This is a genomic window from Mucilaginibacter sp. A5337 (assembly GCF_059690695.1).
Genome location: NZ_JCAWEC010000005.1, coordinates 464303 through 476808, shown reverse-complemented (window position 1 = coordinate 476808; position 12506 = coordinate 464303). Strand labels below are relative to the sequence as shown.

The following is a 12506-nucleotide window of genomic DNA, read 5'->3' as shown; positions in this document are numbered from 1 at the left end:
TTTCAAAGATTATAACATTATAATCCTACGCTGTACAAAGCTGTTTAAGCTTCAATCATTTAGTGAACTTATACTTGGTGTACAATACAATTTAACATTAATTAGGGGCAGGAATTTCGTAACCCGTTGCCTTCAAAATAAACTCAACTATTGGTGTCGGATTAGGTAAGCTATGCGGATGATGTTTAAAGCCCGGCTTATGAATCACCGTAATTGAACCTCCAAGAGCCTTAACCTTCTGTTCAAATAACAGCGTATTTTTTGAAGGATCAACAGCCTCATCATCATCTGCCGAAAGATGCAGCATCGGGAACTTACCCTTTACAATTTGTGGTACCTTATCGATAGGGCTTACTTTCAATGAACCAATCTGATTTGCAGAGGTTAAATTGAAATCCTTTTTTAAAACAGCCGAATCGGGCCAGTACTTCAAATCGAGCAAGGCATTATCGGCATAGGTGCAGGCTACCTTATCAGGATTGGCAGCCGCCCAATTGTATAGGTAAATACCTCCCCTGCTCATGCCCTCAAGCACAGCCTTTTTACCCAAGCCTGCGTTGGTAAGCATTTTATAAAAATCATTCCAATAACCTATTGCTTCGTTATTACCCAATAGCTCCGCCACATCACAATAAACAAGGTGGAAGCCACGCTCCAAAAGCGCGATATCGGTCTGCGGTTCATGTCCCCAAAAGCGTGCACGCCATACCCAGGGATGGCCTTTAGCAGCCCATTTGGGCTTTACAATTTTGCACTCGCGGTTATCTAATATAAATTCGGCGCAAGGGTAGCCGTAAAAATTGCTTTCTTTAAACGGTTGGTTCATGCTGCTAAAAACATCGTAGTTGCTATCGCGGGGCTGCACAACCGCATCATATAACCTTTTGGAAGTCATGGCAGTACCCTCCAAATTGGGGTGAATCTTATCAGGCATCCAGCTTTCATGGTTAATAAACATAGAGTGCATATCAATTACCTCTAAATGTTCATCATAGGCTACGTTTCTAAGTTTGGGAATGATGTTGTTAACAATCACCTTGTCATAGATCTGGTTAGTATCGGCCTGAAAAGATGGAATCGGCAATAACAACACAATACGCGGATGCGAAGGTAATTGAGCAAATGACCGGACCAGGTCATGATAATCTTTTTCATATTCATCGAGATGTATCCGGTTAACGAGTTTGGCATCGTTACCTCCCAGGTCAATAAATACCAAATCGGGTTTGCTTTGCAGGGCCTGCTGATAGGCCTTGGTGCTCCAATAAGAAAGATCACCTTTGCGCAAAAGCGTAGCGCTGCTTACCCCGAAATTGCTTACCGAGTAGTTTTTACCCAAAAGCTTTTGCAGTTGTGCGGGATATGATTGCGTAGCAGGATCGGGCAAGGTAGCTCCATAGGTAATACTTGCGCCTATGCAGGTTATCCTTGTTATCGCATTCGCGCCGTTGATCAGGCAAAAAGCTATCAGTATAATCAGTATCCTTTTCATGATTTAGCGTTTTTTAGTCATATCGATAACATCAGCAAGGCGACTGGCCGGCGTAACTTTAAGATTAGTGAGCTTCCCGTCGATTACCTTACCCTCAACCGTGGTTTTGTAAGGCGCATTCAATTTAAAATCGGCGTTCCAACCTGCGGGCCAGACAGGCAACAACATGATCTTTTTACCTTCTACCTGCATCAGCATTAATTGCAGGCCATTTTCGCCGTTACCGCCGTTATCTTCATCTGGCATATAATCATTACCTTTATCCCAAAATGCAGGAAATTTCAGGCCCGGATCTTTTCGGGTTAGGGCAAAACTGGTATAATCCTTAGCCACTTCGGCATCGCCAATCATTGCAGCCTGTATAGGGTCCTGCACCCAGCAGCCTTTAGAACGTTGTTTACGGGCGTTGAAGGTATTAACAGCTACATCCAAACCGTGCTTGCCTAAACCATAAAGCCTAAACGGATAAATAGCATACAACTCCGGATTTTCACTATTGAATGATTTAGCGGTTTGCGGACCGGTATACGGCAGCAAAACGGTTTTGCCATCATGATTGTCAGTTGGCAATGGCGGCAGTTCGTTATAGAATTTTCGCCATTGCTGTTTGGTCTGTTTATCTGCAACAGTTAACGGCAACTCGATCATCCGGCTTAGTACAGCATGTAACCCGGCAATATCTGGCGCGGGGTTATGCACTTTCCAGAACATCTCTATCGAGTTATCAGGATCAAGCAGGAGTTTACCGGTGCTGTCCCGCTTAAAGTGTTCATCAAAAAACTGTAACCCGGCTTTAGCAACCGGCAGCAGCATTTTTTTTGCAAAACCGGTATCGCAGGTGTATTCGTAATAATCAAGCATCATCATGCTTAATTCCAGTATAGGGGTAAAATAGTGATTGGTGTAATTGGCCTTCACTTCGGGGCCCATATAGTTTAAACCGCCCCAAAAAGGCGCAGTCTCGGCAAAATAAGCACCACCATGCTTATAAAAGTCATCAACCTGTTTGGCATTGGCCGGCAGGATGTTGGCATACATCCTGAATAGCGGTAGCATCATGTCAAAATCGCCGGCCATAAGGCGCGGCCAGTACATTGGCCGGGTATTTTGAAACCAGTATTGCCCGCCCCAGGCGCGGTAATCGGCATTGGCATTTTTGGCCGGATTATCAACCACGAAAATAGACCCATTAAATTTAATGGGATAAGCTCCCCTTCCTGCGCAAGCGGTAACAAAACGTTGCAGAATGTATCCCTGTGTAATTTTTTCGGCCAGATCATCGCCGGTTACAAATACATTACTTCGGCTCCAGAACTGCTGCCACCATTTTTGATGAGCTAAGCGAGTTTGTTCAAGGTTTAACTGATCAATAGCATTTACTTTGGGCTCCAGTTTACCAAGCCATTGGCGCCCGCTTCCGGCTATTGCGGTTAATGGATAAATAGAAATTACCTGAGAGGTTACTTTGCCCGACTTTAGGGAAATGTCATCCTGGTTGGATAACCCCTTCCCTTTAATTATCGCCCCAAAAGTGAGGTTCGCCAGATGTGCATCGGTAGTTGGCGAATTATGGTGATACCAGGCTATCCAGTTCTTTTGTCCGTTCAGCACCGTATCTGTTTTACCAGCGCGCCAGTTTTCAAGCTTTACATTAACAGTAGCAGCAGTTGCACTTTTAGTCTCAACCCTGATAACCGGATGATTTGCATCAACCCAAATCCTGTATTGAACTGAAGATTTTCCTTCGCCTAACTGTGCTTGGATTTCGCCATTGCGGAGTTTTAAGACCTGTTTAAACGGCGCGTTGTTTTTTAAAGAATCGGGATTTATCGATACTCTTACTGCTCCAAGTTTCATTAGTACCCCACCCTGCTTCATCCAGTCGTCCTTTTCGGCATCAAGCTCGCCACCCCAGGCATCTGTTTTGCTGATGTAAAAAACCAGATCACCATTTTTTTCGAACCATACATTCAGGCCGATATCTCCGTTACCTAAGGGCATCGACTGTGCCGACGTTGGGCCGGGCGTGTCCCATTCAACATTGTAATGATCTAATTGCGTGTTAACGGCAGATTGTGCGTAGCATAGTGTAGAAGTAAAGGCAAGGAACAGCGATGTGAGTGTTAACCCAACTTTTTTTGTATTCATAGGTTTATTTAACAGATGATGTACACCTGCATTTATCGGTTAATTGATGATGCAAATAAATTACTGCAACTTAATAAAAGATTAAAAAAGCATTAACTGCAAAAAATTATTACAATCGATTATGAAAAGCATCTGACAAACAAATTCTTGTATCTTAGTTAAATGCATATTGAACGCTTTGCACCGGGCGAAATATTGAAGCCATTTATAAAGCAATACGTGTTTATTGAAACGGCGGACGACGTTATCAACCGCATTTTGCCAGACACTTCTTTAGTTATGGCAATCAGGTATGGCGGAAATATCAGTGACATTACCGGGTTAAACACCAATCAACTGCCCTCCTCGCTGATTACCGGATTGAAGAAATCGCCCCGGTTAATTAACTACGGTTCTGCAACAAGTAACATGCTTATCTTATTTAAAGCAGCCGGCGCAGCAGCCTTTTTTAAGCAACCGCTTCACGAATTATTTGAGGCGAGTGTGCCGCTCGATAATTTCATCGCTCCGGATAAATTAACCTTACTTGAGGAACAGCTTGCGCAAGTAGATGGAAATCAACAACGGGTAGCTATCGTTGAGCGATTTCTGGTTCAACATATTCAAACTTACAAACAGGATCAGCTAATCATATCAGCCCTGCAAAAAATCCGGTTATCTAAAGGGCAAATCAAGATCAGGGAACTTGCCAATGCGCATTGTCTTAGCCAGGACGCATTCGAAAAACGCTTCAGGCGGGTTGTTGGTACCTCTCCTAAACAATTTGCGAGTATTGTTAAAATCAAATCGATAGTTGATAACAAGACACAAAACGGTTCCCTTACACAAGTAGCCCTGAATGCCGGTTACTTTGACCAGCCACATTTTAATAAGGAATTTAAATTGTTCACAGGGTTAAGCCCTGCCGATTTCTTCAAGATACCACGGGCATGGTAAATCAATGATTTTTTACAAGTATTAAGTTTTGATTGTCTTGATTTTTGAAGAAAAACAAGGATTATCATGAAACAGATATTTATTGACCAATTTATTGTTCCGGCAATTGCCCAACAGGAATTTAAAAAACGGATGAAGATTAACCGGGATTTTATAAAAAAACTCGACGGCTTTGTTGAAGACAGAGCTTTTGAACGTTATGATGAACAAGGCAGCCTTATCTGCATTACTATGGCCATTTGGCAAAATGAGGACGTTTTACAAAAAGCCAAGGAGGCCGTTCAGCAGTTATATCAGCAGCAGGGTTTTGATATGAAAGCGATGCTGCAAAGGTTAAACATCAGCATGGAAAGGAATACCTACACGCAACTCGCTGATTAATTACGGCGGCATATAATCAATACATTTGTATTCAGTTTCTGTTAAAAGAAAACAGGCTTACCCAACCAAATTTTGCCGGGTAAGCCCGTTTTGTAATTTAATTTCTGATAGATTTGTGTTACGATTATAGTACTTTATGACAATAACCAACTCCGATTTTAAAATAGATGTAACCTCCGAAATTGGCACACTCCGCACATTGCTTATTCACAGTCCGGATAGCGGTTTGGGCAAGGTTGTGCCCTCAAAGGCGCAGGACTGGCTTTTTGAAGACATCATCCACCTGGATACGGTGCGCAGGAACGAATATGACTATTATGTAAAACTGCTGCTCTATTTTCTTGATCCCGGCAAAATAAAAGGCAAGCTTCATCAAATTAATGATGAAGGCACACGCCGCTCATTTTTTAAGCCAGATAATGCAGGCTTCCATTCGTCAGATAAAGTTATCGAGATCCAAACCCTGCTGGCTGATATTTTACAGCAGCCGGATATCCGTAAAAAATTGGTAGCTTCTGTATGCGCTGTTGAAAGTTGCAATTATCGTTTACAGCAGCAGCTTACCGATACCGATCCGGTTGAACTGGCCAAGATCTTTATTTCGGGTTCGTTAACAACTGAAGAGATGATCTTTGCCCCTATTCCGAATCTTATTTTTTCGAGGGATTTGGGCATAGCGGTAAATAACCACATGCTGCTCAATAAACCCGCAAAAAAGGCCCGTTTCCGCGAAACGCTTTTAATGCGGTACATCTTTTTCAACCATCCGCTGTTTGAGGCCTATCGTGATAATATTTTAGAGATCCCGGAAACTGCCCAGCATTTTTTACGCCCCGGCGAAGACGCTGAAGGCCGCACTACTTTAGAGGGCGGCGATGTAATGATGGTAAGCCCTGATCATTTAGTGATCGGCTGTAGCGAACGTACTTCTGTAAGCGGAGCTAATGAGGCCATCAGGCTGCTTTTTGAGCATAACGTGGTAAAAAAGGTAACCATCGTAAAAATCCCGAACAAGCGTGATTATATGCATATCGACACTGTTTTTACCCAGGTTAAACGTGATACCTGGGTGCTGCTTCGTTCACTTGCTAAAGCCGAAGCGCCTATTGAGGAACGGGAACCGATATCATGGTTTGCTGATAAAAAACAGAAAGAACGGCCGGAAATTGTTCAATTTGAAAAAGATGAAAAGCCAAAGTTGTTTGGTTGCATTGAAGACCTGCTGACTGATATCAGCGAAAACGACCTCAAAAGCGGCGCAAAAACTAAGTTCATTTACTCGGGCAATAATACCTTTCCATTTGATGCACGCGAACAGTGGACAGACTCCTGCAATCTGCTGGCATTAAAAGAAGGTGTAGTTGTTGGGTACGACCGTAACGATAAAACTGTTGAAGCGTTTAAAGAAGGCGGCTTTAACGTGATCAGGGTAGCCGAGCTGCTTCAAAAATTTGAGAATAATGAACTTGATCCGCAAAGCATGACCGATACATTAATATTAATGCCTTCGGCCGAGCTTTCCCGTGCCCGCGGTGGTTTCCATTGCATGAGCATGCCGGTATTAAGGGATGGTGTAATTTAAGTTGTAATTGAGTCATTTGGTCATTAAGTCATTGCTGAGCGTGATTTATTGCAATTGAAAATGACTCAATGACCTAATGAAATAATGACAAATAGGAAATGAGTCAATCAACATCACATATACTAATGATCCGCCCGGTTAATTTCGGGTTTAACGAAGAAACCGCTGCAAGCAATGCTTTCCAGAACCCCGATGCTGAAAAAAATGGCGTACAGGAAAAAGCATTGAGCGAGTTTAATAGCATGGTTAACATTTTGCGCCATAATGATGTAGATGTCACCGTTGTGGATGATACCCCACAGCCCTACACGCCCGATTCTATATTCCCGAACAATTGGGTATCATTCCATAACGATGGCGGTGTTTTCCTGTACCCTATGCAGGCAGAAAACCGCCGGCTTGAGCGCAGGGAAGATATTATAACCGATTTGGAGGATAAATTCAAAGTTGCTCATGTAATTGATCTGAGCCGCTTTGAACATGAGCGCCGTTTTTTGGAAGGTACCGGCAGCATGGTGCTTGACAGGGATAATAAAATAGCGTACGCCTGCCTCTCACCCCGCACCGATAAAGAAGTGCTTAATTATTTTTGTGAGCAATCTGGTTACCAACCTGTCAGCTTTGATGCTGTTGATGAAAAAGGCAAGGCCATTTATCATACCAATGTGCTGATGTGTGTTGGCAGCGGGTTCGCGGTGATCTGTTTGGATAGTATTCCCAATCCGCACGAAAAAATAACGGTTACAGCGTCATTAAAATCATCGCACAAAGAAATTATTGAGATCACTTTTGAGCAGATGAACCAGTTTGCGGGCAATATGCTCGAGGTGAAAAATAAAGCGGGCGAAACGATGATCGTGATGTCGCAAAATGCTTATAACGCTTTAAACGACATTCAGCGTTCGGCTTTGCAGCAATATGGAAAGTTAGTTTATGCAGATATCAATACCATTGAAACCAATGGTGGTGGCAGCGCAAGATGCATGATGGCCGAAGTGCATTTGCCAGCTAAATAGTTAACCGACTACCGAATATTTGACGGTAAAGCTAACAAAGCGATGCGAAGAAATGCCTCAATAGCTACCGCGTTATCGGCAAAAAACCACAAAAATAAAGCTTTATTTGCCATATATTTGCCGGTAACGGCAATAATATCAAATCATGAGCTATACTTCTGTAAACGAATTTGCAAAAAAATGGAATGTTCCGGAAAGGACTATACGAAATTACTGTGCTACAGGGAAAATTAAAGGAGCTTTTCTAACCGGTAAAACCTGGAATATTCCGGAAGATGCAGCATTGCCGAAAAAAGAAAGCAAGAAAAGATTTAGTGATAATATTTTGCTAAATAATCTGAAAGAGCAAAAGGACATGAAACTTAAAGGTGGTATATACCACCGTACACAGATTGACCTAACTTATAATTCGAACCGCATTGAAGGAAGCAAACTAACTCTGGACCAAACCAGATATATTTTTGAAACTAATACTATTGGAGCCACTAAAGAAAGTGTTAACGTAGATGATATTATTGAGACAAGCAATCACTTTCGTTGCATCGATCTGATCATCGATAAAGCCATGGCCAAGCTAACGGAAGCGTTTATAAAGGAATTGCATTTTTTGCTAAAATCGGGAACTTCCGACAGCAGAAAAGATTGGTTTAATGTGGGTGAATACAAAAAACTCCCAAACGAGGTTGGGGGTAACGAAACGTGCCATCCAAAGGGCGTTCCGGCAAAAATGAAAGAAATACTCTCTGACTATCACAGTATCGAAAAGAAAAACCTTCAGGATATCATTAACTTCCACTATCAGTTTGAAATTATTCATCCTTTTCAGGACGGCAACGGACGTGTGGGACGATTGATCATGTTTAAAGAATGTCTTGCTAATAATATTGTACCATTTATTATAGATGAAGACTTAAAGCTTTTTTATTATAGAGGATTGCAGGAATGGAATCACATAAAAGAGTATCTGTTAGATACCTGCCTTACAGCTCAGGATAATTATAAGGCTTTACTTCGGTATTTTGAAATAGAGTGGATAAATTAAGGACAGTGTTTCTCTCTGCACACTTTTCACAAAAATTGTATGCTGATTGTATAACAGCAACTTACATTAATAACATATCTTTAAACATACGTTATTAATTAGGATTTTTTTACTAAAGAATAAGCCCCTTCATCAGGGGCCTATTCTTTAAGTATCCGATAACAGTTATCAAGGTTATTCGGTAATGAAATAGGTGTAAGCCTGCTTCTGTTTCATTTTTAAGCGTACGCGTTTGAGGCTGTCCTCAATGTCTTTACGCTCATCTTTTTCGGTCACTTCCATAAAAGCTTCCTGATAGTAACCTAAAGCTTTATTCCAGTCTTTTTGCTTTTCGCAAAACAAACCCAGCAAATCAAAAATGCGGGCTTTATTTACGCCAGGAGTCGTTAAAGCCTGGGCCGAAATAGTTGAAACCGATTTCTCCATTCCCAGGAACACCACCAAATCGAGATAATGCGTGTAATTATCAGGAAACGATGGCTCCAGCTCCATACAGGTTTTAAAATGATAGCCCGCAGTTTGGTAATCCTGGATCTTGTAATAATGGATCATTCCCAACTGGTAATGCGCCCTTGCAAAAAAAGGCTCATCTGTAATGATCTGGTTTAATATATTTAAGCCCTTAGGTGTTTCACCGAACGACAGTTCATCAACAGCCTGGAGGTACTTTTCTTCTATTGAATAATAATTGTCCATATAAAATTTCAAATTCAGTTAAGCTTACATTTAAGTAATGCCTAATGTTAAACTAATGTGGTAAATGTAGGATCGGTTTGGGTACTTCGAAACCGCTATACCGGAGTTGAGAAGAGAATTATCGATGCAAAACCCTTCTGCTGCGGCACCATGGGCCACATTACTATTGAGCAGAATGATTTATTAAACAACATCGGTTTGTACTTTATATGTGCAAACTTACAATTATTGGATGAGAAAAGCAAGAAATGAAAAACACTACACCTCGCTAACAGCACTGTGTATGAGGCTTATTGCCTTTGCATGACTTACAAAAACAGTAAATGCAATAACAGCCCTAATTAAGCTGCTATTGCATTTTGTTTAACTGCCTCTATCAGGAAGTTGTTTTTTAATTCTTTTTCGGATATCATGACGCTGAAATCATCAAACTTAACACCGTGTTCAAGCGGGTAAAGTACATAGCCGCGTTTAAGCGCATCATATGCCCCAAGTTCAAATACCTCGTCGTGTTTTTTGCCTTTTATTTTCGCACCGCTCACCAACTGGTAAGCATCGAATATGGATTCAAAATTATTGTTTTTCATAGACAGATGCCTATACAATTACTCTGCCAATTTTTAGGCAAACCAGTCGAATAAATCGTTTTGTTTTAAAGAAGCTTTCTCCGTACCCGATAAATCATTAATAATCCCCCCCTCACCCATTTGTATTATTCGCGTGCCGTAATTAAATGCGTCCTTTAAATTATGCGTAATGAATACAGCCGTCAGGTTAAAATCACGGATCAGTGTATCAGCTGTCCGCATTACTACATCGGCAGAGCGGGGATCAAGCGCGGCCGTAGGCTCATCCAGCAATAAAACCTTACAGTTGTCCATAACGCTCATTAGCAGGGTAAGCGCCTGTCGTTGCCCACCTGATAAGGTTCCCATAGGCTGATCTATCTTATCTTGTAACCCCATCCCAAGCATAGCTACTTTTTCCTGAACCTGTTTCTTAAAAGCATCATTTACCCCTACCGATAAACCTTTTGTTTTGGTGCGGAGCGATGCCAGGCGAAAATTATCTAAAATGCTCAAATCAGGTGCAGTGCCGCTTAGTGGATTTTGGAATACCCTCGCAATCCACTGGCTGCGCTTATAATCGGGCAGTTTGGTAACGTCGGTGTTATCAATACTTATCGTTCCCTTATCGGGCAACACACTGCCGGCAATTAAATTTAACATGGTAGTTTTACCGGAGCCGTTTGAGCCCACAATCACCAAAAACTCACCGCTTTTGATTTCCAGCGAAATGCCATTAACCGCGTTTACCTGGTTAGCTTTACCTCTATTAAATATTTTATGTACGTCGGTTATCGTTATCATGATGATTTTAATAAAGATAAACGCGGCAGACTTACAATAACCAGTACAAAACCTGCTGTAACTATTTTAAGTAATTTAGGGTCAACACCTACTGACAGCGTAAATGCAAGTACCAACTGGAATATCACAGCCCCGGTCAACACCAATATCAGGCTTAACCATACTGATGTGAGTTTAAGCCAATTGATTAATGTTTCGGCTATAATTACCGAGCCCAAGCCTACTATCACAATACCAATCCCCATGCTAATATCCGCAAAGCCCTGAAATTGCGCTACCAGATACCCACTCAAAGCCGTAAGTGCATTAGCCAAAGCCAAACCGATGATCTTCATTCTGTCGGTATTTACACCCAATGAACGGATCATGGATTCGCTATTCCCTGTAGCACGCATAGCTATACCAAAATCAGTTTTCAGCAGATAACCTATCATAAAAGTGACCACAACAACGAAAATGGCAAGGATCCAGAATGTATTTTGATTGGGGTCACTCACTACATTTGCAATAGTAAACAGCGAAGGCAAATTGATAAGCGGCAAATTCGACCTGCCTAAAATAGTAAGGTTAACCGAATATAGCGCCGTCATGACCAGGATTCCGGCAAGCAGCGCATTGATTTTCAATTTAGTATGAATAATACCTGTAAGCGCACCTGCTGTAGCCCCCGCTGAAATCACCGCGGGCAAAATAACATAAGTGGGCTGATGATTGGTCAGTAACACTGCCGTAACCACACCGCCCAACGTATAGCTGCCATCGGTTGTGATGTCCGGAATGTTAAAGATTTTCATGGATATATAAATCCCCAGCGCTATGGCCGAAAAGCAAAGGCCCTGCAATAAAGCGGTAAGGTAAAAATCCATTTATTTTACAGGCTCAAAATTTGGCGGAATGGTAATGTTATATTTTTTAGCCGCTGCCGGATTATATACCCTCTTTCTGATCTTCACCATTTCGGGCTGTAAACCATCAGTTTTATGCGTTTTAAGATATTGGGCTGCCTGTTCGCCGACCTGGTAGCCCCATTGGTAAATATCGGCGCCAAAAGCAGCTACAGCACCACGCTGTACCAAACCTGCTTCGCTGGTAAAAATTGGGATATTTTTTTGATTACAATTTTTCAGGATAGTTTCGAAAGATGCAAAAACGGTATTATCCGGGTTGGCAAAAAACGCATCGATATTTTTATTAAGCAGCGATTGCGTAACCAGCTGTGCATCGGCAGATGTATTTAACGGAAGCGCTACAATATCAACATTTAAGTCAGCAGCCAGTGTTTTAATACGGTTCAGGGCATCTGCCGACTGCGGTTCCGACTGGTTATAGATCATTCCGATAACCAGCTTTGAACCTTTAGGTTTAAGCAGCTTGGGAATAATGCTGAATGAAGTATCGATATAATTAAGATCTTCTACCGTGCCAAAAAGGTTGGCCGGAGCTTTGCCGCCTGCATCAACAACCTTCATACGTTCGGCAGTTGGCGATACCATGGCAAAAACCGGAATGTTTTTTGTTTTTTGAAGTGCTGTCACCGTTGATAACGTAGTGCAGGTTGCCAGCAGATTAACACTATCGGTAACAAAGTGGTTAACTATCTGCGTAAGCGTTGGGATATCACCCTGCGCATTACTATATTCGATCTGAACGGTTTTCTTTTCTTCGCTAAAGCCGTTCTTGGCCAAAGCATCAGTAAAACCTTTGCGGGCCTGAGATATGGTGGCATCTTCAAAAGCATCAACAAAACCAACTACAGGCACCTGCATTGATTTGGTTTTTGGTTTACAGGATGCAAAAAAAATAAAAACTAAGGCTACCGGCAGATATTTGATGAACTTCATTT

Annotated in this window: 12 protein-coding genes; 5 read left to right on the top strand and 7 right to left on the bottom strand. The window is 41.9% G+C overall.

Going from position 1 to position 12506, the window contains the following annotated elements:
* Positions 1-97: 97 nt before the first annotated feature.
* Positions 98-1492, bottom strand: coding sequence for a GDSL-type esterase/lipase family protein (locus AC59JO_RS19225; protein WP_497307247.1), 1395 nt, complete (start codon positions 1490-1492; stop codon positions 98-100).
* A 3-nt stretch (positions 1493-1495) separates the two neighbouring features.
* Complete coding sequence (locus AC59JO_RS19220) at positions 1496-3640, bottom strand: DUF5703 domain-containing protein (RefSeq protein WP_497307245.1); 2145 nt, start codon at positions 3638-3640, stop codon at positions 1496-1498.
* A gap of 162 nt (positions 3641-3802) precedes the next feature.
* On the opposite strand from AC59JO_RS19220, the gene AC59JO_RS19215 reads away from it, so the two are divergent.
* From AC59JO_RS19215 to AC59JO_RS19195, 5 genes are all read left to right on the top strand, one after another.
* Positions 3803-4576, top strand: a complete 774-nt coding sequence (locus AC59JO_RS19215; protein ID WP_497307243.1) for a helix-turn-helix domain-containing protein — start codon at positions 3803-3805, stop codon at positions 4574-4576.
* Positions 4577-4642: 66 nt separating this feature from the next.
* Positions 4643-4957, top strand: coding sequence for a hypothetical protein (locus tag AC59JO_RS19210; protein ID WP_413667504.1), 315 nt, complete (start codon positions 4643-4645; stop codon positions 4955-4957).
* A 136-nt stretch (positions 4958-5093) separates the two neighbouring features.
* Positions 5094-6539: an arginine deiminase family protein gene (locus AC59JO_RS19205; protein WP_413667503.1), complete on the top strand. Its 1446-nt coding sequence runs from the start codon at positions 5094-5096 to the stop codon at positions 6537-6539.
* Positions 6540-6664: 125 nt separating this feature from the next.
* Positions 6665-7555, top strand: a complete 891-nt coding sequence (gene ctlX, locus AC59JO_RS19200) for a citrulline utilization hydrolase CtlX (RefSeq protein ID WP_413667502.1) — start codon at positions 6665-6667, stop codon at positions 7553-7555.
* A gap of 145 nt (positions 7556-7700) precedes the next feature.
* Entirely contained in the window at positions 7701-8597 is an 897-nt protein-coding gene (locus tag AC59JO_RS19195) for a Fic family protein (protein ID WP_413667501.1), read from the top strand.
* A gap of 174 nt (positions 8598-8771) precedes the next feature.
* Here the strand turns inward: AC59JO_RS19195 and AC59JO_RS19190 are convergent, their stop codons facing one another.
* The 5 genes from AC59JO_RS19190 to AC59JO_RS19170 form a co-directional block, all read right to left on the bottom strand.
* A complete protein-coding gene (locus AC59JO_RS19190) occupies positions 8772-9293 on the bottom strand; it encodes a tetratricopeptide repeat protein (protein ID WP_497307240.1) in 522 nt (173 codons plus the stop codon).
* A 341-nt stretch (positions 9294-9634) separates the two neighbouring features.
* Entirely contained in the window at positions 9635-9880 is a 246-nt protein-coding gene (locus tag AC59JO_RS19185) for a hypothetical protein (protein WP_413667499.1), read from the bottom strand.
* A gap of 33 nt (positions 9881-9913) precedes the next feature.
* Positions 9914-10663 carry an ABC transporter ATP-binding protein gene (locus tag AC59JO_RS19180; RefSeq protein ID WP_497307238.1) on the bottom strand — a complete coding sequence of 250 codons (750 nt, stop codon included), beginning with the start codon at positions 10661-10663 and terminating at the stop codon, positions 9914-9916.
* Positions 10660-11529, bottom strand: coding sequence for an ABC transporter permease (locus tag AC59JO_RS19175; protein ID WP_413667497.1), 870 nt, complete (start codon positions 11527-11529; stop codon positions 10660-10662). The genes AC59JO_RS19180 and AC59JO_RS19175 overlap by 4 nt, the downstream gene beginning before the upstream one ends.
* Entirely contained in the window at positions 11530-12504 is a 975-nt protein-coding gene (locus AC59JO_RS19170; protein WP_497307236.1) for an ABC transporter substrate-binding protein, read from the bottom strand. It lies immediately after the preceding gene.
* Positions 12505-12506 lie beyond the last annotated feature (2 nt).